Source organism: Leucobacter exalbidus, from assembly GCF_017834145.1.
Taxonomy (GTDB): domain Bacteria; phylum Actinomycetota; class Actinomycetes; order Actinomycetales; family Microbacteriaceae; genus Leucobacter; species Leucobacter exalbidus.
Genome location: NZ_JAFIDA010000001.1, coordinates 230517 through 253813, shown reverse-complemented (window position 1 = coordinate 253813; position 23297 = coordinate 230517). Strand labels below are relative to the sequence as shown.

Genomic DNA, 23297 nt, shown 5'->3' with positions numbered 1-23297 from the left:
ACGGGGTGGCCACGCATGCACATGACTGCGCACCCCCTGGCCACCCCGCGCTCAGCCACCCCATGAACAGGTGAGGCTACCGGGGGCGGCGCTTTGCGCTGGCCCGTGCGCGCTCGGTGGTCTCGTCGATGCCGGCGACCGGTTCGAAGCTGCCGTAGCGGGCCTTCGCGGCCTGGGCGATCAAGAAGTCACTGACCGCGGGGTTCTTCGGCAGCAGGGATCCGTGCAGGTAGGTGCCGATCACGTTGTGGCTGCGTGCGCCCTCGGCGCCAGAGGTGGGGTTGTTGCCCGCGCCCTGCAGCACCCGCCCGAACGGGGTTGAGCCCTCGCCGAGCGTGGTGTTGCCACTGTGGTTTTCGTAGCCAATGACCTCACCGAAGTCTGCAGATTCGAGCACAATGTTGCCGATCATGCGCTCCGAGCCACCACGGGTTTCCACGTCGAGCACCCCGATACCCTCGAGGGTTTCGTCGGTGCTGGTGATGAAGCGGTGACCGAAGAGCTGGTACAGCCCGCACACGAGCAGCATGGGGGCGCCCGCTTCGGCGAGCTGGTGAAACTGCTCGCGGCGACCCGCGAGATCTGCGGCGACGCGGGCCTGGCCTGAGTCTTGGCCGCCGCCACCGATCACGATGTCAATGTGCTCGGGCAGCGCGTCACCCGGGTTCAGGTCAACGACCACCGGGGTGAACCCCTGGGCGCGTGCGCGGCGTGACAGCGCGAGCACGTTGCCGCGGTCACCGTAAATGTTCATGTCGCGCGGGTAGAGCGAAAGAATGACGAGCTCACGCGTCGTCTCCTGTGAGTGGGTCACCAGATGTCCTCCACGTCGGTAACGAGCGCGAGCGCACGGCGCAGCTCGAGCATGGCGGTGTAGGTGCAGTAGATGCGGCGCGGCTGCCCCATGGTGCGCTCACGGAAGGCCGTGAGCGCGGCGCCGAGGTCCTCTTCAACGTGCCCAACGGCGACGTCGTCGTGTTCCAGCCGCAGCGCCATATCCCACGCGCGAGTGCCGCTGATGAGGTTGACACCGTCGGTGGCGAGTGTCGAGAAGTCGACGTCCCACAGCCACGACATGTCGCGGCCATCAGCGTACTGGTCGTTGATCGCGATCATCGTCGCGACCCCGGCCGCCTCAAACGAGGCGAGCCCGAGCCTGAAGCCTGCGGGGTTCTTCACGAGCACGAGTTCGAGCGGTTGGTCGTCGAGCACGAGCTGCTCGCCACGGCCAAACGCGGGGCGCACCTGAGAGAGCGCTTCGACGATCGCGGCCGAGTCTGCGGTCGGCTGGTTGGCGATGCTTTGGCCGGCCTGCGGGCCCGCCGCCAAAATCATGCGCACGGTCGAAAGCGCCGCGGCGGCGTTGAAGGTGTTGTAGAGGCCCTCAAGCTTCAGCGAGGTGTGGTGGTCTTCGCCGTCGATGACAAACGTTGCCTTGTGGTCGCCCAGCTTCGTGAGCGTGACATCGGCGGGCACCGCGTCAGCCGGTTCGGGCGAAGGCGCCGCTGCCGCATCGGCGTGAAAATCGTCATCGCTCGGGAACGTGGCGAGCAGGTCTGGTGCGAGCCCAAAGTCGCGCACCTGGGGCCCGCCCGCGCGCTCGCGGGTGATCTCACCGATGCGGGCGACGAGGCGATCTTCGCGGTTGACGACGAGGCCACCGGTGGTGGCATCGGCGATGCGCTGCAGGTAGCGGGCGGTCGTGTCGATCTCGCCGAAGCGGTCGAGCTGATCACGCAGCACGTTTAGCAGCAGCGTGAACCGCGGCGGCACCCGGTTGATGAAGTACATCGCGTGGGCTTCGTCGAGCTCAATCACCGCGACATCGGCGTCAATGCGGCCACTCAGGGAGCACTCCTGAATGGCGGCGGCGACCACGCCGCGAGAGAAGTTTGATCCGGTTTTGTTGGTGAACACGCGTAGGCCGCGGGCCTCCAACATTTCCACCACCATCTTCGTGGTGGTGGTTTTGCCGTTGGTGCCGCTCACGGCGACCACCCCGTAGGGCAGTCGGCCGAGCACACGGCCCAAGAACCCGGGGTCAATCTTTTCGACGACGAGCCCGGGCAGAGCTGAGCCGCCGCCGCGCAGTCGCGCCACTTGGCGCACTGTCTTACCGACGGCGGCTGAAATTACATCACGCATGCGTTCCAGCCTAGTGGCGGGTTACTCTGCGACGTGCCGCCCACGCGGTTCGCCGCGCAGCTCGCGCGGCAGAAGGTCGGGGCGAACCCGGCGCGTGCGCTCGATGCGCTGCTCGGTGCGCCACGCTTCGATCGCTTTGTGGTTGCCACCCAGCAGCACCGGGGGCACCTCACGGTCGCGCCAGGAAGCCGGCTTGGTGTAGCTCGGGTACTCGAGCAGCCCGTCTTCCTCGTGGGATTCTTCCACGAGGCTTTGCGGGTTGCCTACGACGCCGGGAACGAGGCGGCCGATCGCTTCGATCATGGCGATCGAGGCGACTTCACCGCCGTTCAGCACGTAGTCGCCCAGGCTCACGAGTCGCACGCGGCCGCGGGCCGAGTACTCGTCGAACACCCGCTGATCGATGCCCTCGTAGCGGCCGCAGCCGAACACGAGGTGCGATTCTTCAGCGAGTTCGCGGGCCATGCGCTGGTTGAACACGTCGCCAGCGGGTGACGGGAAGATGATGAGCGGATCCGGATCAGGAACCTGCGCAGCATCGGAGGCTTCAGCAGCCTCAGATGCCGCGCTGTCCAAGATGCCATCGAGGCAGACGCCCCACGGTTCTGGTTTCATCACCATGCCGGCGCCACCGCCCGCAGGCGTGTCGTCGACCGTGCGGTGCTTATCGTGCGCGTGTTCGCGCAGATCGTGCACGCGCACGTCAATCAGTCCCTTGTGCTTGGCTTTGCCCAGCAGCGATAGTTCGAGCGCGTCGAAGTAGCCGGGAAAGATTGTGACGACATCGATCCTCACGCGGGGTCCTCCCCCTCAGCGGGCTCGAGTTCTTCGAACAATCCCGCGGGCGGGGTGACGTGCATGACGCCGGCTTCGAGGTCAACGCTGGGCACAATCGCCTCAACAAACGGCACCAAAACGGGGCCGTTGGCAGTGGTGACGGTGATCAGGTCTTGCGCCGGGAAGTGCTGCACTTCTGCAACCTTGCCAAGCACCTCGGGGCCGTTGGCGCCCTCGCGCACGACCTGCAGCCCAACGAGCTGGTGGTCGTACCATGCGTCATCTTCTTGGCCCTCGGCGACAGCCTCCTCGTCGATCCACAGGATCGCGCGCACGATGCTCTCGGCCGCGGTGCGGTCGGGAACCTCGGTGAAGAAGCCGACGGGGGCCTCGTTGAACCAGCGCAGCTCACGCATCGTGATGGTGCGCCCGAACCACTGTGAGTCTTCGGGTACCTGAAGGTAGAACACGGCGCCGGGGGTGAAGCGCAGCTCGGGGTTGTCGGTGAACAACTCGAGCTTCACACCGCCCTTGAGGCCGTGGGGTTTCGTCAGTCGGCCAACACGCAAGCTCCCCGCCCCGCTAGCGGGACGGGGAGCTTGCGCACGCCCGGAAGCGTCGGCCATCAGGCGCCGCCCTCGACAGTGGCAGCGTGCGCCGCGTCAGTAACGACGGCGTCGGTTTCAACTGCGTCAGCCTCGATCACGCTGGAATCGACCACATCAGTGTCAATCACGTCAACGCGTACACGACCAGATTCCGACAGTGCCGAAACCACGGTGCGCAGCGACGACGCAGTGCGCCCGCCGCGACCGATCACACGGCCCAGATCCTCGGGGTGCACGCGCACCTCGAGTACCTCGCCGCGGCCGGTATCGCGTGAATCCACGCGCACCTGATCGGGGTGCGCAGAGATTCCGCGCACCAGGTGATCGAGCGCTTCAGCTAGCGCCTGTTCAGCCAAGGGTCTTAGGCCTCGGTGGTCTCTGCAGCTGCTTCTTCAGCGGGCGCCTCTGCGGGAGCCTCAGCAGGCTTCTCAGCCTTGGGGCGCAGAACAGCCTTCTTCGATGCGTCAGCAACGAATGCAGGCTTGGCCTCGGGAGCGAGAACCTTCGACTCGGTGCTACCAACACCGGTGTGCTTAGCCCAGTCGCCCGTGAGCTTCAGCAGAGCAGCAACCTGCTCGGTCGGCTGTGCGCCAACGCTGAGCCAGTACTGAGCGCGATCTGAATCGATCTCGATGAACGAGGGGTGTGAGGTCGGGTGGTACTGACCGATCTCCTCGATGACGCGGCCGTCGCGCTTGGTGCGCGAGTCAGCAACAACAACACGGTAGAAGGGGGCGCGGATCTTACCGAAGCGCTTGAGGCGAATCTTGACAGCCATGATGACTCCTTGAATTGAATGGCACGACGCCTCGCGCACACAGTGTGTGGCCGGCGTGAAAACCTAGGGACGCGTATTTCGCGAACTTGTCAATTTTGGCACAACTGAGCCAAAATCGCAATTTTTGTTGCGATCAGGGGTTTTAGTGCAACCTATGCGGGGAAACCTCAGCCAACACGTCGCTCAAGGGCCACAAACAGTCGCTCAGCAACGCCATCGTGGTGCACACCGTCGTGTTCATACTCGTTCGTCACCCACGTATTCACCCCGCCGACGCGGCGCGCGGTGTCGAGCGAGAGCTCGGCATCGACGTACATATCGGCGAAGTAGACCGCCGCTTCAACAGGCACCTCATTTGCTGCGAGGCGCGCGTGATCGTAGAGCGCGATCGGCCACTCGCGCGAAGCGAGCAGTTCAACGGCGTCACGAAACCCGCGCAGCGCGCGAATCTCTTCGAACATCCAGGGGAACGCCATCTCGCCGGTGAACTGCAGTGGCCTGCGACTCTCGGCGAATTCGGGGCGCGCGTCGCGGGCACGCTGGGCCGCCCAGGCAGAAGGCCCTGGCCCATAAATGCTTTCTTGCAGGGCCATGAACAGCGGGTTCGTCGCGTATGCCGTCGCCTGCCCGACCGTGGCGATAAAGGTGTCGCTGAGCCGCGTCTCGCCCGCATCGGCAAAGGCCTCGTCAAACATCCAGTGCACCCGGTCGTAGCCCGGGCCCATCCCAAAGTCGAGGCCGAGGGTCTGCAGCCGGCGCACGGTCAGCAGGTCACCGTCGGGCAGATATGTCTCCCCCGCCGCGAGCACATCGGCGACGCGGCCGATGCGCTCCGTGAGGTGCCCGAACCGCTGCGCAAAGACGCGGTTCTTCTCGCTGACGCGCGGAAACGTGCGGCGGTATACCTCGTCGGGATCCGGATCAATCGACGCCAGCCCGCCCGTCACCGCCGAAGCCACGATCGCCTCGGGAGCGACCGACAGGTAGTGCAGCGTGAGGAAGCCGCCGTAGCTTTGCCCAATGCTCCACCACGGGCGGCCGGCGTAGTGCGTGTGCCTGATCGCCTCGAAGTCGCGCACGATCGAGTCGGCGCGGTGCAGCGACAGCCGGCGCGCGCCCTCTTCGGCGGCCATCTCGGCAAAGTCGCGGCCCGACAGCGGGGTCGAGCGGCCGGTGCCGCGCTGATCGGGGATCACCACGCGAAAGCGCTTCAGCGCCGTATCCAGCCAGGCGCCGCGTGCGAGGGGACGTGGGCCCTTGCCGCCCGGGCCACCCTGCAGATGCACGAGCAGCGGCAGTTCTTCGTGGCGCTTTTCGGCCGCGACCAGTTCGCGAGCAAATACGCGAATCGTTTCGCCGCCGGGATCGTTCCAATCCAGCGGCACATCGGTCCAGATATCGCGCGCGGCGATCGCGGTGCCAATCAGGTATTCGGCGCTACGGTGCATGAGGTCCTCCTTGACTGATACAGCACAGCCCGCGGCATGAATGCGCGGGCTGTGCTGGTGCGTGCGATGTTGCGGCAGTGCGGGTGGTGCGGATGCGGTTAGCGCAGGCCCTTACCCAGCATCTGCTGCAGTTTGGCCATCTCTTCTTCGCTCGGGGCAGCTGTTGCTCCCCCACCGCCGAGTCCGAAGCCCAAGCCCGCGGGGGCTGCGGCCTTCGCGGCTTCGACGCCCGAGAGTTCTTGGGCGCGCTTGGCCGGGTTGCCCGACTTCTTCGAACCCTTGCCCTTGGTCTGCTGCTTCTTCTTGCCGCCGTGGCTGCCCATGCCGGGCATCGGCCCCATACCGGGGATCTGCGGCATGCCGCCGCGCGCAACGGTCTTCATCATCTTGGCGGCCTGCTCGAAGCGCTGCACGAGCTGGTTAACGTCGGTGACGGTCATGCCCGAACCCTTGGCGATGCGCAGACGACGTGAGCCGTTGAGCATCTTGGGGTTCTCGCGCTCGGCCTTAGTCATCGACTGGATGATGGCCTCGGTGTGCACGATCTCGCGCTCGTCAAAGTTGTCGAGCTGCTCCTTCATCTTGCCCATGCCCGGCAGCATGCCCATCATCTTCTTGATGGAGCCGGCCTTGCGCATCTGCTGCATCTGGCCGAGGAAGTCGTCGAGCGTGAACGCATCCTTCGCGATCTTCTCGGCAACCTTGCGCGCCTCATCCTCATCGAAGGCGCCCTGCGCCTGCTCGATGAGCGTGAGAATATCGCCCAGGTCAAGGATGCGGCTGGCCATACGGTCGGGGTGGAAGGGCTCGAAATCGCCCAGGCCCTCACCGGTTGAGGCGAACAGAATCGGCCTGCCCGTGACGCTGCGAATCGACAGCGCAGCACCACCGCGTGCGTCACCGTCAAGCTTGGTGAGCACCACGCCGGTGAAGTCGACGCCCTCTTGGAACGCCTTCGCCGTGGCGACCGCGTCTTGACCGATCATCGCGTCAATCACGAAGAGCACTTCGTCGGGGTTGACGGCCTTGCGAATGTCTGCCGCCTGCTTCATCATCTCGGCGTCAACGCCCAAACGACCGGCGGTATCGACGATCACGAAGTCGTGGTGCTTCGCCTTCGCCTCAGCCACACCGTTCTTGGCGACCTTGACGGGGTCGCCCACACCGTTGCCGGGCTCGGGCGCGAACACTGCGACGCCCGCCTGCTCGGCCACCACGCTGAGCTGCGTGACGGCGTTGGGGCGCTGAAGGTCACACGCGACGAGCAGCGGGGTGTGCCCCTGGCCCTTGAGCCACTTGGCGAGCTTGCCCGCGAGCGTGGTCTTACCAGCGCCCTGCAGGCCGGCGAGCATGATGATCGTGGGCGGGTTCTTCGCGAACTCGAGGCGGCGCTGCTCGCCACCGAGGATGCTGACGAGCTCCTCGTTGACGATCTGCACGACCTGCTGAGCCGGGTTGAGTGCCTCGCTGACCTCGTCGCCGAGGGCGCGATCGCGCACCTTGCCGGTGAAGTCCTTCACCACGTCAAGCGCAACGTCGGCTTCGAGTAGGGCGCGACGAATCTCACGCACCGTGCTGTCAATGTCAGACGCCGACAGCTTGCCCTTCGCCCGCAGGTTCTTGAAGGTGTCGGTGAGCCGCGCAGAGAGGTTTCCGAAAGTAGCCATAGTGTCTTAGATTCTACCCTGCGCGGGTGCACCGATATTGCACCGGCACACCCGCGGGCAGCGAATCACCGCTATTGGCCGCCGTAGTCGTAGAAGCCGCGCCCGGCCCCCTTGCCGAGCCAGCCCTTATCGATGTACTCGCGCTTCACGAATTCAGCGAACTCGCGCATATCAGCGTCGTCGCTGTCTTTGCCGAGGTTGTACGGGGTCATCATGCCGACGATGTCGTAGATCTGGAAGGGGCCCACCGGGGCACCGGTCGCGATGCGCCAGGTCTTGTCAATGTCTTCAAACGAAGCGACCTTGTTGACGACCAGCTTCGCGCTCGCGTTTAGAAACGGCACGAGCAGCGAGTTCAGTACGTAGCCCGGCTGCTCTTTATGGATTCTGATCGGCACCATGCCTATCTCGGCAGCGAACTGCGCCACCGCTTCAAACACGGCCGGGTCGGTGCCCGGGTGCCCCATCACCTCACCGGTGTTCTTTGACCACACCTCGTTGGCAAAGTGCAGGGCGAGAAACTTCTCGGGGCGGCCCGTGAACGGGGCGATGTCGCTGGGCAGCAGCGTGGATGAGTTGGTGCAGAAGTTCGTTTTCTCGGGGGCAAGCTTGCCCACCTGTTCCCACGTGCTCTGTTTAATATCGAGACGCTCGGGCACCGCTTCAATCACGATGTCGGCATCGACGAGCGCGTCTGCAAGATCTGATGAGGCACGAATACGCCCCACCGCGGCCGCCAGCTTCTCGGGCGTCGCGCCCGGCACCTCGGCGAGGTATCGCGGCTTCAGGTATTCCCATCGCGCCGGCAGATTGCCGAGGATCTCATCGTTGAGATCGTACGCGACGACCTGTTTGTCCGAGTAGGCCGCTTGAAAAATGATCTGGGAGCCTAAGACGCCCGTGCCCAATACGGTCAGGTTCTGCATGTTCACCCTTTCTCGCATGCGCCGCCCCGATGGCAGCGCTTACGGCCTGGCGGCCGAAGCGAAAAGGGTGGCCGTCAGGCCTCACTTCCCTATATTACCAGCGAAAAGCCACACGTGGGAGAAAAATACGCTGAGTGACCCGCCCGTAGGGGTGGGTCACTCAGCGGCGGGTGCGGCATGTAGCCAGCGAATGCTGCGTGAAGCTGGCGAAATTAGCCGACGAGCTGCTGCGCGAAGACGTGCGGCGTGAAGCCGGTGAGATCACCGATGCCCTCACCCTGGCCCACGAGCTTAATCGCCAGGCCCGTCTTCTGCTGCACCGAGAGCACAAACCCGCCCTTGGCTGAGCCGTCGAGCTTGGTGAGCACCAAGCCGGTCACGCCAGCGTGCTCGATGAAGGCTTCGGCCTGCGCGAGCCCATTCTGGCCGGTCGTCGCGTCAAGCACCAGCAGCACCTCGGCGACGGGGGCCAGCTTCTCAACGACGCGGCGCACCTTGCCAAGCTCATCCATCAGGCCGCCCTTGGTCTGCAATCGGCCGGCCGTGTCAATAATGGCGACGTCATAACCGCCCTCGATCGCGCGCTCGACGGTCTGGAACGCAACCGAAGCGGGATCTTGGCCGTGCTGCTGCGGGCGCACAATGTCGACGCCTGCGCGATCGGCCCACGTGGCGAGCTGCTCGACGGCGGCCGCACGGAACGTGTCTGCCGCACCGACGATGATCTTCTTATCGAAGGCGGTGAGGTAGTTCGCGAACTTGCCGATCGTGGTGGTCTTGCCCACACCGTTCACACCGACCACGAGTACGACCGCGGGGCGATCAGACAGCGTGAGTGTCGGATCGTATGCCGCGAGCCGCTCTTCGATCGCGTCGCGCAGCATGCGCCGCATCTCTTTCACCTCAGTGACGCGGTGACGTTCGACGTCTGCGCGCAACTGATCAAGGATCGAATCGGTGACGTCGGGGCCGAAGTCTGCCGTGATGAGCGCGGTCTCAAGATCGTCCCACGTGTCATCGGTGATCTGCTCGGGGCCACTAAAAATGTTCTTAAAAGCCTTCGAGAAAGACCAGGATCGCTCTGCCATGCCTCAATCCTACCGGTGGTCAGCAATTTTCAGCCGCGACGCCCCCGCGATGGCCCTGCAGCGACCCCATCACGACTCCCGCGACAACGCCTCGCGCTGTAAAACGGTGAGGCTGGCGACAAATGATCCAGATCAATACATAGGAAGTTCGCGGCCGACCTGGCATTTCACCGGGCAGTTGGTACAGAAATAAGGGGCGGCCCGCCGCCCAAAATTGCACCATGCCAACAGCCGAAGCAAACCAACGCCCGCGATTCCGCTATATTCGGCAGCAGCAACGTGATTTTGAGGTGCGGCGGATTTTACGCCAGCACCCTGCATTTGAGACAAGACGGAAAATGACCAATGGAGGTCAAGTGATCCTCTCCACCCCCAGGAGTGCGGTGTCCCCGAGACGCCTTTCGCTTCTGATTCTTATCGGTGTACTCGCGATGTTTGGCCTCTCTTCGCTGGCGCTGCCGCCGGCGTACGCCGACACGTGCGCACCCGATCCTGCCACCGCCTGCATTCAGGGCATCATCAAGACGAGCGCGGGCGACCCCGCCGCGGGCGTCACCATCGACCTCGACGAGGGCGCTCAGCAGACCGAAACCGATGACGCTGGCCGGTGGAGCTTCGCGGTCGACGCAGACGGCGAGTACACCGTCGCGCTCGACACCGCGACCCTGCCCAGCGGCGAATTCGCGAAGGGTCAGGCCGAGCGCACCGTCAATGTGAAGCTCTACAACAGTGTGAGCGCGCTCTTCCCGCTCACCGACGATGAGGCCGCCGCCGCGGCCCCAGGCGCCGCGGGCACCTCGGGAGCTTCGGGCACCGATGCACCCGCGGGCCAGGCCCCCGCCAGCACGAACCAGTCGGGCGCCGCTCCCGGTGCAGCGACCGCGACCGAAGCCAGCGGCGACGGTTTCTCGTGGCCGCGCCTGTGGCAGCAAGCCGCCTCGGGTGTGCGCATGGGCCTGCTCTTGTCGCTCGCCGCCGTGGGCCTGTCGCTCGTGTTCGGCACGACCGGGTTCAGCAACTTCGCGCACGCCGAGATGCTGTCAATGGGTGGCATTCTCGCGTTCCTGTTCATGTCACTCACCGGCAACATCTGGCTCGCGGGCGGCATTTCCGTCGTGCTCATGGCCGCGTTTGGCTGGGTGCAAGATGCGGCGCTGTGGAAACCGCTGCGCAAGAAACGCCTGAGCCTGATGCAGCTGATGATCGTATCGATCGGCCTCTCCATCGTGCTGCAGAACGTCTTCCAGTTCTTCTTTGGCGCCAACGTGCTGCGCATCGACCCGAGCACCCCCAAAACCATCACCATGCTCGGCGTCACCCTCACCGTGCAGTCGTATGTGGCGATGGCCATCGCGCTGGTCGCGATCGTGGGCGTCGGCGTCGCGCTGAAGTTCACACGCTTCGGCCGTGCCACGCGCGCCGTGTCAGATAACCCCGCGCTCGCCGAGGCCTCTGGCATCGACGTGAACCGCGTCATTAGAGTGGTGTGGATCGCCAGCGCCGCCCTCGCGGGCCTCGCCGGTGTGCTGCTCGGCCTCGTGCTCAACGGTATTTCGTGGAACACCGGCTGGCACTTCCTGCTGCTGTTGTTCGCTGCGGTTGTGCTCGGCGGTATCGGCACCGCCTTCGGCGCGGTCATCGGCGCCATGATCATCGGCATGATCGTTGAAATGGCCAACATTTGGCTGCCGGGTGACCTTAAGCACGCCGCAGCACTCTTCATTCTCATTGTCGTTCTGCTGATTCGTCCGCAGGGCATATTCGGCCGCAAAGAGCGGATCGGTTAGGGGCGAACGATGGAATTTCTACTCAGCCTGCTGCAGTCCATCCTGCAGACCGCACTCAATCCCGTCACGGCGGCCTTCGTGCTCGCCGCGATCGGCCTCAACGTTCACTTCGGGTTCACCGGCCTCATGAACATGGGCCAGGCCGGCTTCATGCTCATCGGCGGCTACGGCTTCGTCATCTCAGTGATGAACGGCCTCGGCGTTTTCCCCGCCATCATCATCTCGATGCTGAGCTCGGCACTGTTCGCATTGCTGTTGGGCATCCCCACGCTCAAGCTCAGGGGTGACTATCTCGCCATCGTGACGATCGGCGCCGCCGAAATCGTACGCATGGTGGCCCGCCTCGCGAACCTCTCCCCCATCACCGGCGGCCCGAGCGGCATTCAGAGCCCCAACTTTCGCGTTGAACTGAACGCACTCTCGCCTCTGCCCGAGGGGCGCACCTCCTTCCTCGGCATGAACTATATGAACACCGGTGTCGATGACTGGTGGTCTCGCATCATCGCGTGGGGCCTCGTCGCCCTCTTCTTGCTCATCACCTGGCTGCTGATGCGCAGCCCGTGGGGCCGCGTACTCAAGGGCATTCGTGAAGATGAAGACGCCGTGCGCAGCCTCGGCAAGAGCACCTTCTCGTACAAGATGCAGGCGCTCATGATCGGCGGCGTGATGGGCGGCTTCGGCGGCATCATCATGGTGCTCCCCTCGGCTATCAACCCCGATGGCATGGGCCGCGCCACCACCTTCAACCTGTGGATGATCATGCTGCTGGGCGGTGCCGCCACCATTCTCGGCCCGCTGCTCGGATCGATTTTGTTCTTCGTCGTGCGCCTCGTGATCTCAGCGGTCGCGACCGAGTTCGTGCCCTCAAGCATCCTCGACGCGCAGCAGACCGAGATCGTCTCGTGGATCTTGATCGGATCGATGCTGATGCTGCTCGTGATATTCAGACCCCAGGGCATACTCGGAAATAAGAAGGAGTTGTCGTTCAATGTCTAACTTGTTACGCGCCAACGGCTCTCAGCTGCTGCACCCCAACTACCCCAGCGATCGCGAAGCGCTGCGAGCCACCCTGCGCACGCTCGATCAGACGCCGGGGGTCTCCAAGCCCGATTCGATTCTCACGGTCGACACCATCGAGCGAAAGTTCGGCGGCATGACGGCGGTCGATGTCGACCACCTCGAGGTGCAGCGCGGCGCCATCACCGCGCTCATCGGCCCGAACGGTGCCGGCAAAACCACCTTCTTCAACCTGCTCACCGGTTTCGACCGGCCCTCGAATGTGGCCGGTGTCTTCGGCGGCGGCGAGGGCAAAGCAAAGTGGTCGTTTGAGGGTCGCAATCTCGGCCGCACGAACGCCACCCGGGTGGCGCGCGCCGGCATGATTCGCACCTTCCAGCTCACCAAGGCACTCGACCGCATGACGGTGCTCGAGAACATGCTCATCGGCGCCGCCAATCAGCCCGGCGAGAACCTCTTCGTCGGGCTCGTAAAGCCGCTGTGGGCGAAACGCGAGCAAGAGAACATCGAGCGCGCAGAAGACCTGCTGCGCCGGTTCAAGCTCGATGCCAAACGTGACGACATGGCCGGCGGGCTCTCGGGCGGGCAGAAGAAGCTGCTCGAAATGGCGCGGGCGCTGATGGCCAACCCGTCCATGATTATGCTCGATGAGCCGATGGCGGGCGTCAACCCGGCGCTCACCCAGAGCCTGCTCGACCACATTCAGATGCTGCGCGATGAGGGCACCACCGTGCTCTTCGTTGAGCACGACATGCACATGGTGCGTCACATCTCAGACTGGGTCGTCGTGATGGCCCAGGGCCGGATCATTGCCGAGGGGCTCCCCGAAGACGTAATGACCAGCGCGGCCGTCGTTGACGCCTATCTGGGTGCGCACCACGACCGCGATCTCGGCGACGATGACGTGTTGACCACCGGGGTGATTCGGGCGATCGCAAACGAGGTCGCCGAAGAAACCGCGCAAGAAATTTCGGAGGAGGCACGATGACCACCCAGGCCGAGCCCATCATGCGGGCAGAGAACCTCGACGCCGGGTATCTGCCCGGCATCAACATCTTGAACGATTGCTCGCTCGAGGCCCGCAAGGGCGAACTCGTCGGCATCATTGGCCCCAACGGCGCCGGCAAATCGACGCTGTTGAAGTCGCTGTTTGGGCTGGTGAACATTCGCAGTGGCAAGGTGATGCTGAACGGGCGCGACGTAACGGGCCTGAAAACGAATGAGCTCGTGCGCGCCGGGGTCGGCTTTGTGCCGCAGAGCAACAACGTCTTCCCCTCGCTGTCGATCGAGGAGAACCTGCAGATGGGGTTGTTCTTGAAGCCGCGCGAGTTTGCGACGCGCATTGACGAAATGTGGGATCTGTTTCCGATGCTCGCTGACCGGCGCAAGCAGCAGGCGGGTTCGCTCTCGGGCGGTGAGCGCCAGTCGGTGGCCATGGCACGCGCGCTGATGATGAACCCGAGCGTGCTGCTGCTTGATGAGCCCAGCGCTGGGCTCTCCCCCGTGCGGCAGGACGAGACGTTTATTCGCACGCGTCAGATCAACAAGACGGGTGTCACGATCATCATGGTCGAGCAGAATGCCCGCCGCTGCCTGCAGATCTGTGATCGGGCCTATGTGCTCGACCACGGCACCAACGCCTACGAGGGCGCAGGGCGCGAGCTCGCGAACGATCCCCGCGTCATCGAGCTCTACCTCGGTACGCTCGCGCAAGACGTCGAAGCGAAGGCCGGGCAGGCTGACGCGCAGGCCTAACAGGCCGACACGTAAGCGGGGCTGAGCGCCCCACAGACGCAGTCGGTCGAGTAAGTCACCCAGATAAGCAGTAAGGCCGTGTAAACGGCCCACAACACAACAGCGGCTGGTCTCCCAAGTGGGAGATCAGCCGCTGTTGTGTTGGAGCGAGGATTAACCCTCGATCTCACCCACTGCTACCGGGGTGTTCTCGGCATCGTACTTGTAGATGCCGATCAGAGCGGTTGAGGGCTCGTTGTCGGCGTTGAGAGGACCGCCGCCAGCCTTACCGAGGTAGTGGATCTCCTTGCCGTCTTCGAGCAGAGCGAGGCAATCAGCGTAGGTTGAGCACTCGTCGCCACCCTTATCGCCCGAGACCGCGTGCAGGTTCTTCACGATCGTGTCGGTGTCGGTTGCGCCACCCTTCTGTGCCGCGAGCGCTACGAGCATGACTGCGTCGTAGGCCTCGGGGGCAAAGTTCAGGCTCTTGCTGGCGTCAGAGGAGGCCGCAACGAGCGCCTTCTCGAACGCGTCGTCGACGGTGCGACCGGGCGTGGTGCCCTGTGCGCCCTCGAGCAGGCCCGCGTCGAACTCGGGGTACGGCACGGTGTTGCCGTCAACGAGGTAGAGCTTCGAGAGGTCGAAGTCCTGCGCTGCGAGCTCGGGGATGGCCTGCTTCGCTTCCACGTAGCTCACGATCGCGATCGCGTCGGGCTTGGTCGCGAGTGCGGCTGTGACCTCTGACGAGAACGTGGTCTGTGCTTCGGGGAACTCTTCGCCCGATCCGGTGGCGCCGTAGCTGATTTCGCCGCCAGCCTCTTCGACGGTGGTCTGCAGGTTGTCGCGCAGGCCCTTACCGTAGTCGTTGTTCTGGGCAAGCACGGCGACCTTTGCGTTGCCGTCCTGCAGAATCAGGTTGCCCAGTGCACGGCCCTGAATGATGTCAGAGGCGATGGTGCGGAAGTAGAGGTCGTTGATACCCGCGAGCGCGATACCGGTGTTTGAGGGCGAACCCATCAAGATGCCGGCCTCGGTGACCTTCGGCATGGCGGCGTTGGTGTTGCCGGTGCCCATTGCGCCCAGCACGAATGCGGGGTTGGCCTTGATGATCTCGTCGACGCTCTTGTTCATGATCGTCGGGTCGGTGGGGTCGTGCTCATTGGCTTCGACAACGACCTCAACGTCGTTGCCGCCGACGCCGCCGGCCTCGTTAATCTCTTTCACGGCGAGTGCTACGCCGGCCTTGGGGCCGTAGATCAGGTGCTCAAGTGAACCCGTCTGTGGAAGTAGCGTGCCGATGCGAAGTGCCTCGCTGCTCGCTTCGCTGCCGCTGTCTGCCGCGGGCTTAGAGGTGTCTGCTGGAGCTGCGCCACCGCTGCTGCAGGCCGAGAGCGCGAGTGCCGCGCCGGCCATGAGAGCGAAAGCACTAGCGGCCTTTTTGGAGTAAACCTTCATTGGCAACTACCTTTCGTCATTGAAACGTCCCGACGCACGGGACTTGTCGACGAGCTTAACGGTTCGGGTGCCAGCAACTGGTATCGGCCATGCCGTAGAGATGAATTCGTTAGATTTCAGTACCTATTCGCGCGCTTATCTTGGCCTTTTCCGCAAATGGGTAGGGCTGCCAGATTTGCTGTGCCGCCCCAGTAGCTGAGGGTGCAGCGATGCGTAGGTCAGCTGTGGGTCTGACATCCCAGACGGGGCAAACAGGTCAGGCGGGCCAGGCTGGTCACGCGTCTTCGCGTCCCACCCGCTGGCCGACGACCTGCGAGATACCGTCTTGCCGCATCGACACCCCATACAGCGCGTCTGCGATCTCCATCGTGCGCTTTTGGTGGGTAATGATGATGAGCTGAGAGTTCTCGCGCAGCCGCTCGAATACGAGCAACAAGCGGCCCAGGTTTGCGTCATCGAGGGCAGCTTCCACCTCATCGACGATGTAGAACGGGCTGGGGCGGGCCTGGAAGATGGCGACCAGCCAGGCCACGGCCGCGAGCGATCGTTCGCCGCCCGAGAGCAGCGACATTCGCTCAACCTTCTTGCCCGCGGGCCGCACCACAATATCGATGCCGGTGGCGAGCAGGTTGCCGGGTTCGGTGAGGGACACCTCGCCCGTGCCACCCGGAAACAGAATGGGAAAGACCTCGGCGAACGCGGCCCGGGTGTCTTCGAACGCGGCCGCAAAAATACCCTGCATTTTTACGTCGAGGTCACTGATGATCGCGAGTAGATCGGCGCGGGTTTTGGTGAGATCCTGCAGCTGATCTGAGAGGAACTGGTGCCGCTGCTCAAGCGCTGCAAATTCCTCGAGCGCGAGCGGGTTGATGCGCCCCAGGCGCGACAGTTTCTTCTCGGCCGCGGCGAGCCTGCGCTCTTGCTCGGCGCGCACGTACGGGATCGATGCGGGGTGCGCGGTGCCCGGGGCCCTGGGCGCGCTGGCTTCGGCGTCGAATGATCCGGATCCTGCGGGCTGCAGCCCCAGTTCTGCCGCAAGTTCGGCCTCGAGCTGGCTGGCAAAGCCCGCGGGCAACCTGGCCCGTGGCTGCTTCCCCGATGCGGGCCGCGCAGCTGCGCTTTCCGCCGTGTCAGCCTCATCGCCTGCCTCCACGGGGATGGGCTGATCGGGGCCGTACTCTGCGAGCAACACAGCTTCGGTGAGCCCGAGCTCTCCGTTTGCGCGCTCGACAAGGGAGGCGAGGTGGAGCCTGCGCTCGTAGCTTTTGAGCTCAGAGTTGTGCGCCTGCTCGGTGAGCCGGGCCAATTTCGTGCGCAGCTCGGCCTCTTGCGCGCGCAGCTGCGTGAGCTCGTGGTTGCGGCCTGCCCACTCGGCCTCGGCCTGCTGCTGGGCCTCGCGAGCCTCGGCGACCGAACGGTCACACGCATCGATGATGGCGGGCAGCGCGTGGGCCACCCTGGTTGCGCGGTCAACCTGGCGTGCACGCAGCACCTCGCGGCGGGCGGCTTCATCGGCGGCCCGGCGCTCGGCCTCAAGCTGAATACCGAGCTCGCGCGCGCGGGCAGTTGCCGCCCGCACCCGCTCACGCGCGGTCTCGAGCGCGAGCCGCTGTTCGAGTTCGGTGGCGCGGTGCGTGTCGAGCGCCGATGCGAAGGCATCGCGCTGGCTGACATCGAGCACGGGGCGCGGCTCTTCGGCCGCGGCGTCGAGCGCCCGGGTCGCTTCGGCAAGCGAGGCTTCTGCCTGTGCGGCTTCCGTCTGAACGAGTGTAATGGACTGCGCCACGCGTTCGGCCTCGGCGTGCGCCGACTCGGCCCGCGCCGTGAGCTGATTGCGCTGCTTGGCGGTTTCGGCCGCGCGCGCATCGGCCTCGCGTAGGCGCGCGTACGCGGCGTGTACGTCACGCTTGGCTTGCTGGGCGCGCTCGCGGTGCTCGGTCAGCGCCGTGGCCGCCGTCTCGGCGGCTTCGCGTACCCGTGCGAGCGACGCCGCTGCCTGCTCGAGTTCGGCCGCCAGCTCGATGGTCGAGGGCGGGTGACCCGACCCACCCGTAAGCGTGTGCGGGGTGAGCACATCGCCCGCGGCCGTCACGATGAGGTAGCCGGTGCCAGCGTCACCGCCGAGAGTGTTGCTTTGACCGCTGGTGTCGCTCGCCGCGCTGGCGGTGACGGCCCCCAGGGCCTCGGCCAGCTGCGCGGCAGCAGTCAGGTGCTCGACCGCGTAGCTGCGGGCAAGCAGAGCACGCACCCCGTCAGGGGCATCAAGCAGGGTGTCGGCGAGCGGCGTCGCGCCGAGGCTGCGGGCAATGGTGGTCTGCTGCGTTGTCGCCGCGCTGCATTCGCGCGCAGATGCGTCGCTGAGTGGTGCGGCAATGACCGTGCGCACGGTGCCGAGGTCGCCGTCGCGTGCCGTGTCAACCGCGGCAGTGGCGTCGGCGAGCGTGGTGGCGAGCAGTGCGTCAACGTTCGCGCCGAGAGCTGCGCCCACCGCGGCTTCAAAACCGTCGCGCACCCGCACGTGGTCGGCGACGCGGCCGGTGATGCCGGGCTGGGCAGCACCAAGCAGCGCCCCCGAGGCGTCGCGCGCCTCAAGCAGCCGAGTGAGGGCGGTAACGCGGGCCTCGAGCCCGGCGCGTTCTTGTTCGATGGCGTGCAGTTCGTCACGGGCCGCATCACGGGCGCGCTCGCACGCGACCTGCGCCTCCTGCGCGGCACGGTGGGCGGCCTCGAGTTGTTCGGGGGTGAGCTGCTCGGGGGTGAGCTGATCAGACGAGCCCTGCTCGCCCGATCCCCCTGCAGTGTCGCTCGCGTCATCTCCAGCCGCGCCACGCACGAACGCGTCGAGTGCCGCCTGGGCGGCCTCGGCACGCTCCTCGGCCTGCGCTAGCGCCTGGGTGCGGCGCGTGAGCTCTTGTGCGAGCGTGGCGTGCTTCTGGCCGGCGGCTTCGGCACGGCCGCGCAGCTGCGACAGCGCGAGGTCATGCTGCGACACGAGCGCGCTGAGCTCAGCGATCTGTTCATCGAGCGCGTCGACCTGGGCGCGGGCCTTCAGCGATGCCGACTGCGCTTCGCGCCACGCAGCTTCGGCCGTGGGCACGAGTGTTGACAGCCGCGCGGTTTCGGCGGCCGCGTCATCGACGACTGATTGGGTGAGCCGGCCCGATTGATCCGGAGCTTCAGCCTGGGTCGCCAAGAACGTGAGCCGCTGCTGCGCCTGTGTGTACAGCCCGCGCAGCTGCTGCTGCACGCCCTCGAGCCCCACCGTGATGCGCCTGGCGGTGTCGAGGGCCTCCCCCGATTGCTCGTGCTCGAGGAGGGTGACGCGCTGCTGCTTGTGGTCGTGCTGCTCTTGCAGCACGATGCGCTCGGCATGCCGCTCAGATTCGACCTGGGTGAGGCCGTCGAGTTCGTGGCGCAGCTGGGTGACGTCGTCGGCGAGCAGGCGCGCTTTGGCGTCGCGCACGTCAGCCGCGATGTGCTGGGCTTCGCGGGCCACCTCGGCCTGGCGCCCCAGGGGCTTGAGCTGGCGCCGGATCTCCCCCGCAAGGTCTTGCAAGCGCGTCAGATTGGCTTCCATGCCGTCGAGCTTGCGCAGGGTGCGCTCTTTGCGGCGGCGGTGTTTCAGAATGCCGGCGGCTTCTTCGATGAATCCGCGGCGGTCCTCGGGGGTGGCGCGCAGCACGGCGTCGAGCTGCCCCTGCCCGACGATGACGTGCATCTCACGGCCGAGCCCCGAGTCGCTCAGCAGCTCTTGGACGTCGAGCAGTCGGCACGTTTCGCCGTTGATGGCGTAGTCGCTTGCGCCGCTGCGAAACAGGGTGCGGCTGATCGTCACTTCGCTGTATTCGATCGGCAGTGCGCCGTCGGCGTTGTCGATGGTGAGTTTCACCTCGGCGCGGCCCAGCGGGCCGCGGGCTTCGGTGCCGGCGAAGATGACGTCTTCCATTTTGCCGCCGCGCAGGGTTTTGGCGCCCTGCTCGCCCATCACCCAGGCGAGGGCGTCAACGACGTTGGATTTGCCCGAACCGTTGGGGCCGACGATGGCGGTCACTCCGGGTTCGAAGTCGAAGGTGGTGGGTCGCGCAAACGACTTAAAGCCCTTGATGGTCAGGCTCTTCAGGTGCACGCCATCTCCTCACTGCGTTACTGGGCGGCGCCCGGGTGGGGTGCCGTGATCGACGGGGGCGTGCGAGTGCCCGGTGGCGCACGGCCGCATCTCGCCGAAGTTCTCTCTCAAACTGTAGCGGTGCGCGGGCTGAACCGGCGGCCGCGCCTTGCGTGTGTGCCCGAAGACCCAGCACACTGGGGGCATGAGTTCAGCAGCATTCAGCAGGCTCCCGGTGCGCAGGGTCGAAGCGCACCGCCTCGCGCCGATGGCCCGACATGAGTGGCCCGCCACCGTGCCCGCAGTCGCTCAGCTGCTCGCTGAGGGGCTCGATCTGGCTGCCCTCACCGTCTTCGTGGGCGAAAACGGTGCCGGTAAGTCAACGCTCATTGAGGCGATCGCGGGGGCGTTTGGGCTGAACACCGAGGGCGGCACCCACAATGCAATGCACCACACGCAGCGCACCGAGTCGGTGCTGGCCGATCACCTGCAGTTGGTGCGCGGGACCGGCAGCTCGAAGCAGGGCGTCTTCTTACGCGCCGAGACCATGCACGGCCATTTCGCCTACCTCGATGACATCGCGCAGCCCGGCCGCCACAACTTTCAAAGCCACGGCGAATCGTTCATCGAGTTCTTCACCTCGCGGGCCCACCTGCAGGGCCTGTGGATCTTCGACGAGGCCGAGTCGGCGCTCTCGTTCAATGGGCAGCTCGCCCTGCTGTCACAAATCACCGAGCTGCTCGCGGCCGGATCGCAGGTGCTGCTCTCAACGCACTCGCCGATCTTGGCTGCGCTGCCCCAGGCCGCGCTCTATGAGCTGGGCGACTGGGGCCTGCGCCCCGCAACGTTCGATGAGCTGGCGATGACGCAGAACTGGCGGCTGTTTCTCGATGCCCCCGAGCGCTACCTGCGCCACCTGGGTTAGAACCGGGGCTCGACCTTCGGCAGGGTGCCGTCGTCGAGGCGCGGGCCGAACCCAAACGCGCGGCTCGCGGCCGCATGCACGAACCAGGCGAGACCGGCGATGCCCACGCCCCAGAACCCGGTGGCGAAACCGCCCGTGACAAACAACACCACAATGCCGATGGCGAGCACCACGATCGGGCCAAGCATGCCGATCATCGAGTTGTACAGCGGCACGCGGCCGGGCTTCATACGCCCGTCACCGGTAAACCCGCCAATCAGCGGCAGCGCGGGCAGCACCCCCGCAATGATCGCGACGGTCGCCGCCGGCAGACCCCACTGCACGCAGCACATCATCAACACAACAAACCATACGCCGGCACTCATACCCCAGGTCACGCGCGGAAATCCCATACCCACCATGGTATCGGGCGGCACAAGGTCATTCTGGGAGCAGGCGAATGATCCGGATCTCCACAGGAATAAGTTGCATGCGCAAGCAGTTAAGCCCAGTATGCCCCACACCCCCGCAACCTCAGCACGCCCCAAACGCTCACGCGCCCTCATCATCACCGCGATCGCGATCGCCGTCGCCGCCCTCGCCGCCGCAGGCATCTGGTGGGGCGTCACCGCGGCATCGTCAGCCAACACTGCGGCGAGCGCCCAGAGCGCGGCGCGGGCACTGCCCGATGACACCAGCATGGGGGCCGTGGAGCTCGTGACGGCATCGCTCGCCCCGATGCAGGAGTACTACGTGAACGCGGTGGGGCTCGACGTGCTCGACGCCAGCAGCACCCAGGTCAGTCTCGGCCGCGACGACGCCGAACTCATCACGCTCACCCTCGATGACGGCCGGCCCGTAGACACCGCCACCCAGGCGGGCCTCTACCACTCGGCCATCTTGTACCCCGACTCCCCCTCGCTGGCCCGCGTCCTCTCACACATCGCCACCGCCGCCCCCGAGAGTTACAGCGGCAGCGCCGACCACTCCGTCAGTCTCGCCTTCTACTTCACTGATCCCGACGGTAACGGCCTCGAGCTCTACACTGACACCCCCGAAGACACCTGGGTGTGGAACGACGGGCTCGTCACCATGGGCGCCGCACCCCTCGACCCCAACGTCTTCATTCAAGAACACCTCGGGCAGACCCCCAGCACCGAGGACACCGTGATGGGCCACGTACACCTGCGCGTGGGCAACCTTAACGATGCCCGCGCGTTCTACGCCGACACCCTCGGCTTCGACGTCACCGCAGAATCAGACGGCGCCCTCTTCTACTCGGCCGGCGGCTACCACCACCACCTCGCCACCAACACGTGGATGAGCGACGGCGCGGGCGACCGCCCCAAGGCCCAGGGGCTGGGGCACTTCACCGTGCACCTGGGTGACGATGCGGCGCTCGCCGCCGTGGCCGATCGGCTCGAGGCTGCGCAGGTGGCGTTTACGAATGATGCGGGCCAGCTCACCGTAGATGACCCCTGGGGCAATACGATTCGCCTGCTGGGCACCCCGGCGGCGTAACCGCGGCCTGACTGCCTTGCGCACGGGAAGTCTGGCGGTACCCGTCGTGGCCGCTAACCATCCCCACGCACTTCAACGCGTTGGGCCAACCCGACGGGTGGGGGCCTCGATCTTCGATCTTCATTAACATGGCGATTTTTGTGGTGATTGTGTGCGGGCTGGCCTGGCTCTCGTGCCACCCGCGCATCTTCAACTACCCCCGCATCGTTTCTGAGGCGAACGCCCAAGAGATGTATCGCCCCGGGGAATTCATGACGGTGGGCGTCACTGCCTCGTGCGCGCTCATTAACGCGGGGATCCTCGCCTCTGCTGGCACGCAGTTCAATGGCGCGTTACTTATTCTCCCCGGGGTGGCCGTCATGCTTGGGGCGCTGGGAGTCGGCCTGACCCGCATGTTTCGGGCGTAGCGTTAGCCCAGCGGGGTAATGGTCACCGGCACTCCCAGGTCGTAGAAGTGCTGCGTGTGCGTGCTCTGCATACCCTGAATATCGATCGATGCTTGATCGCCCACCGGCACCCAGTCTTCACCAAACCACAAAATGAACTCACTAAATGGCATTTCGTGCCAGCTGAAGGCTTCGTCGCTCGTGATGCGGAATGATTCCACGATCTCTCCGCTGGGCAGCTCGATCAGGTCTTGCCCCTCTTCGACCGTCCAAGAGGGTTGTGCCTGGATCATTTGCTTCGTTTGTTCGAGGTCGGAGTAGATGCGGTAGAGCTCGCCTGCGGCACCTGCCAGTTGTTCTTCGAGGTTCTCTGATTCAAGGTCGCCCTTGACCGGGCCCGTTCCCTGGTCGATCCAGATGACTCCATCGACGTAAGAAATCTTGACCGCACCGTCTGAGCCCTCGAGTGTGCCTTGAAATTCGTAGGTGGGGTTGTAGGTGAATTCCACATCGCCCGATGAGTCTGCGGTGACTCGCATTTTGCCCGAGCCGTAGCTGGACAGCGCTTCAGAGACACAGGTGCCCAGCGCTGCACCATCAAGGGTTGCGCCAGGCTGTAGGTCGAGCGCGGCGCACGATGCAGGAACTTCGCGCTCGGTTTCTTCGACCGTTGCTTCTTCGGCCACGGTTTCTTCCACCACGGTCTCTTCGACGGGCACCGACTCAGTGTTTTTCGCGCTGGGAGCTTCAGGTTCTGCAGCGCACCCGGTGAGCCCAACGAGGCCTAGCAAGAGGCCCGAGGCGGCAGCGGTCACGGTGAGTGTGGGGCGAGTCTTCATCGACAATCTCCTTGTAGTGGCGTCGTGGCTACGGCGTCTGTACGACGGCAGGTCGGCTTCGACCCGGGCGCGCACCCCACCAGCCTAAAAGAAACCACGCCGCCGATGTAAC

The 23297-nt window shown here is 65.1% G+C and carries 21 protein-coding genes and 1 pseudogene; 8 read left to right on the top strand and 14 right to left on the bottom strand.

All coding sequences use genetic code 11. The features are described from left to right. Positions 1 to 76: 76 nt before the first annotated feature. The 10 genes from JOF28_RS01200 to ftsY all read right to left on the bottom strand — a co-directional run bounded on the left by JOF28_RS01200 (position 77) and on the right by ftsY (position 9437). Positions 77 to 814 (bottom strand): type 1 glutamine amidotransferase, encoded by a 738-nt coding sequence (locus tag JOF28_RS01200; RefSeq protein ID WP_342452044.1) that lies wholly within the window; start codon positions 812 to 814, stop codon positions 77 to 79. Next, a complete protein-coding gene (locus tag JOF28_RS01195; protein ID WP_209704099.1) occupies positions 811 to 2145 on the bottom strand; it encodes a Mur ligase family protein in 1335 nt (444 codons plus the stop codon). The genes JOF28_RS01200 and JOF28_RS01195 overlap by 4 nt, the downstream gene beginning before the upstream one ends. Positions 2146 to 2166: 21 nt before the next feature. After that, positions 2167 to 2940: a tRNA (guanosine(37)-N1)-methyltransferase TrmD gene (trmD, locus tag JOF28_RS01190; RefSeq protein WP_209704098.1), complete on the bottom strand. Its 774-nt coding sequence runs from the start codon at positions 2938 to 2940 to the stop codon at positions 2167 to 2169. Next, entirely contained in the window at positions 2937 to 3548 is a 612-nt protein-coding gene (gene rimM / locus JOF28_RS01185; protein ID WP_209704097.1) for a ribosome maturation factor RimM, read from the bottom strand. Before rimM ends, trmD begins: the two co-directional genes overlap by 4 nt. Beyond that, positions 3548 to 3886, bottom strand: coding sequence for an RNA-binding protein (locus JOF28_RS01180; RefSeq protein WP_245189822.1), 339 nt, complete (start codon positions 3884 to 3886; stop codon positions 3548 to 3550). Before JOF28_RS01180 ends, rimM begins: the two co-directional genes overlap by 1 nt. A 5-nt stretch (positions 3887 to 3891) precedes the next feature. Beyond that, entirely contained in the window at positions 3892 to 4308 is a 417-nt protein-coding gene (gene rpsP, locus JOF28_RS01175) for a 30S ribosomal protein S16 (RefSeq protein ID WP_209704096.1), read from the bottom strand. A 167-nt stretch (positions 4309 to 4475) separates the two neighbouring features. Next, positions 4476 to 5756, bottom strand: coding sequence for an alpha/beta fold hydrolase (locus JOF28_RS01170; RefSeq protein ID WP_209704095.1), 1281 nt, complete (start codon positions 5754 to 5756; stop codon positions 4476 to 4478). A 98-nt stretch (positions 5757 to 5854) separates the two neighbouring features. After that, positions 5855 to 7423: a signal recognition particle protein gene (gene ffh, locus JOF28_RS01165; RefSeq protein ID WP_209704094.1), complete on the bottom strand. Its 1569-nt coding sequence runs from the start codon at positions 7421 to 7423 to the stop codon at positions 5855 to 5857. Positions 7424 to 7494: 71 nt separating this feature from the next. Continuing rightward, positions 7495 to 8349 (bottom strand): 3-hydroxyacyl-CoA dehydrogenase, encoded by an 855-nt coding sequence (locus JOF28_RS01160; RefSeq protein ID WP_209704093.1) that lies wholly within the window; start codon positions 8347 to 8349, stop codon positions 7495 to 7497. Between the two features lie 212 nt (positions 8350 to 8561). Continuing rightward, the gene (gene ftsY, locus JOF28_RS01155) at positions 8562 to 9437 is read right to left on the bottom strand and encodes a signal recognition particle-docking protein FtsY (protein ID WP_209704092.1); all 876 of its coding nucleotides are present in this window, start codon (positions 9435 to 9437) and stop codon (positions 8562 to 8564) included. A 383-nt stretch (positions 9438 to 9820) separates the two neighbouring features. Between ftsY and JOF28_RS01150 the strand changes: the two genes are divergently transcribed. From JOF28_RS01150 to JOF28_RS01135, 4 genes are read left to right on the top strand one after another with little or no spacing between them, the layout of a single operon-like run. After that, positions 9821 to 11224, top strand: coding sequence for a branched-chain amino acid ABC transporter permease (locus JOF28_RS01150; RefSeq protein ID WP_342452043.1), 1404 nt, complete (start codon positions 9821 to 9823; stop codon positions 11222 to 11224). 9 nt (positions 11225 to 11233) lie between these two features. Beyond that, entirely contained in the window at positions 11234 to 12220 is a 987-nt protein-coding gene (locus tag JOF28_RS01145) for a branched-chain amino acid ABC transporter permease (protein WP_209704090.1), read from the top strand. After that, a complete protein-coding gene (locus JOF28_RS01140; protein ID WP_209704089.1) occupies positions 12213 to 13229 on the top strand; it encodes an ABC transporter ATP-binding protein in 1017 nt (338 codons plus the stop codon). The genes JOF28_RS01145 and JOF28_RS01140 overlap by 8 nt, the downstream gene beginning before the upstream one ends. After that, positions 13226 to 13996, top strand: a complete 771-nt coding sequence (locus JOF28_RS01135; protein WP_209704088.1) for an ABC transporter ATP-binding protein — start codon at positions 13226 to 13228, stop codon at positions 13994 to 13996. Before JOF28_RS01140 ends, JOF28_RS01135 begins: the two co-directional genes overlap by 4 nt. Before the next feature lie 153 nt (positions 13997 to 14149). On the opposite strand, the gene JOF28_RS01130 is transcribed toward JOF28_RS01135, so the two are convergent. Beyond that, positions 14150 to 15430, bottom strand: a complete 1281-nt coding sequence (locus JOF28_RS01130; RefSeq protein ID WP_209704087.1) for an ABC transporter substrate-binding protein — start codon at positions 15428 to 15430, stop codon at positions 14150 to 14152. A 274-nt stretch (positions 15431 to 15704) separates the two neighbouring features. After that, entirely contained in the window at positions 15705 to 19556 is a 3852-nt protein-coding gene (gene smc, locus JOF28_RS01125; RefSeq protein WP_209704086.1) for a chromosome segregation protein SMC, read from the bottom strand. 184 nt (positions 19557 to 19740) lie between these two features. Here smc and JOF28_RS01120 point away from each other — a divergent pair, with 184 nt between their 5' ends. After that, positions 19741 to 20460: an AAA family ATPase gene (locus JOF28_RS01120; RefSeq protein ID WP_209704085.1), complete on the top strand. Its 720-nt coding sequence runs from the start codon at positions 19741 to 19743 to the stop codon at positions 20458 to 20460. On the opposite strand, the gene JOF28_RS01115 is transcribed toward JOF28_RS01120, so the two are convergent. After that, entirely contained in the window at positions 20457 to 20852 is a 396-nt protein-coding gene (locus tag JOF28_RS01115; protein ID WP_209704084.1) for a PRA1 family protein, read from the bottom strand. The genes JOF28_RS01120 and JOF28_RS01115 overlap by 4 nt on opposite strands. A 100-nt stretch (positions 20853 to 20952) precedes the next feature. Here JOF28_RS01115 and JOF28_RS01110 point away from each other — a divergent pair, with 100 nt between their 5' ends. The 3 genes and pseudogenes from JOF28_RS01110 (at position 20953) to JOF28_RS01105 (ending at position 22367) form a co-directional block, all read left to right on the top strand. Continuing rightward, entirely contained in the window at positions 20953 to 21960 is a 1008-nt protein-coding gene (locus JOF28_RS01110; RefSeq protein ID WP_209704083.1) for a VOC family protein, read from the top strand. Positions 21961 to 21971: 11 nt separating this feature from the next. Further along, positions 21972 to 22088, top strand: a pseudogene (locus tag JOF28_RS14860) (DUF1648 domain-containing protein); the annotation flags it as partial. Further along, positions 22089 to 22367, top strand: coding sequence for a hypothetical protein (locus JOF28_RS01105; protein ID WP_245189821.1), 279 nt, complete (start codon positions 22089 to 22091; stop codon positions 22365 to 22367). A gap of 2 nt (positions 22368 to 22369) precedes the next feature. On the opposite strand, the gene JOF28_RS01100 is transcribed toward JOF28_RS01105, so the two are convergent. Next, positions 22370 to 23185, bottom strand: a complete 816-nt coding sequence (locus JOF28_RS01100) for a hypothetical protein (protein ID WP_209704082.1) — start codon at positions 23183 to 23185, stop codon at positions 22370 to 22372. Positions 23186 to 23297 lie beyond the last annotated feature (112 nt).

Bases quoted from the DNA above. Each gene is read 5' to 3' on its own strand.
- ftsY (WP_209704092.1), bottom strand. From the start codon at position 9,437: ATGGCAGAGCGATCCTGGTCTTTCTCGAAGGCTTTTAAGAACATTTTT.
- JOF28_RS01105 (WP_245189821.1), top strand. From the start codon at position 22,089: ATGGCGATTTTTGTGGTGATTGTGTGCGGGCTGGCCTGGCTCTCGTGC.
- JOF28_RS01115 (WP_209704084.1), bottom strand. From the start codon at position 20,852: ATGGGATTTCCGCGCGTGACCTGGGGTATGAGTGCCGGCGTATGGTTT.
- JOF28_RS01100 (WP_209704082.1), bottom strand. From the start codon at position 23,185: ATGAAGACTCGCCCCACACTCACCGTGACCGCTGCCGCCTCGGGCCTC.
- rimM (WP_209704097.1), bottom strand. From the start codon at position 3,548: ATGGCCGACGCTTCCGGGCGTGCGCAAGCTCCCCGTCCCGCTAGCGGG.
- JOF28_RS01140 (WP_209704089.1), top strand. From the start codon at position 12,213: ATGTCTAACTTGTTACGCGCCAACGGCTCTCAGCTGCTGCACCCCAAC.
- rpsP (WP_209704096.1), bottom strand. From the start codon at position 4,308: ATGGCTGTCAAGATTCGCCTCAAGCGCTTCGGTAAGATCCGCGCCCCC.
- ffh (WP_209704094.1), bottom strand. From the start codon at position 7,423: ATGGCTACTTTCGGAAACCTCTCTGCGCGGCTCACCGACACCTTCAAG.
- JOF28_RS01145 (WP_209704090.1), top strand. From the start codon at position 11,234: ATGGAATTTCTACTCAGCCTGCTGCAGTCCATCCTGCAGACCGCACTC.
- JOF28_RS01160 (WP_209704093.1), bottom strand. From the start codon at position 8,349: ATGCAGAACCTGACCGTATTGGGCACGGGCGTCTTAGGCTCCCAGATC.
- JOF28_RS01120 (WP_209704085.1), top strand. From the start codon at position 19,741: ATGAGTTCAGCAGCATTCAGCAGGCTCCCGGTGCGCAGGGTCGAAGCG.
- JOF28_RS01130 (WP_209704087.1), bottom strand. From the start codon at position 15,430: ATGAAGGTTTACTCCAAAAAGGCCGCTAGTGCTTTCGCTCTCATGGCC.
- JOF28_RS01195 (WP_209704099.1), bottom strand. From the start codon at position 2,145: ATGCGTGATGTAATTTCAGCCGCCGTCGGTAAGACAGTGCGCCAAGTG.
- JOF28_RS01110 (WP_209704083.1), top strand. From the start codon at position 20,953: ATGCCCCACACCCCCGCAACCTCAGCACGCCCCAAACGCTCACGCGCC.
- JOF28_RS01135 (WP_209704088.1), top strand. From the start codon at position 13,226: ATGACCACCCAGGCCGAGCCCATCATGCGGGCAGAGAACCTCGACGCC.
- JOF28_RS01170 (WP_209704095.1), bottom strand. From the start codon at position 5,756: ATGCACCGTAGCGCCGAATACCTGATTGGCACCGCGATCGCCGCGCGC.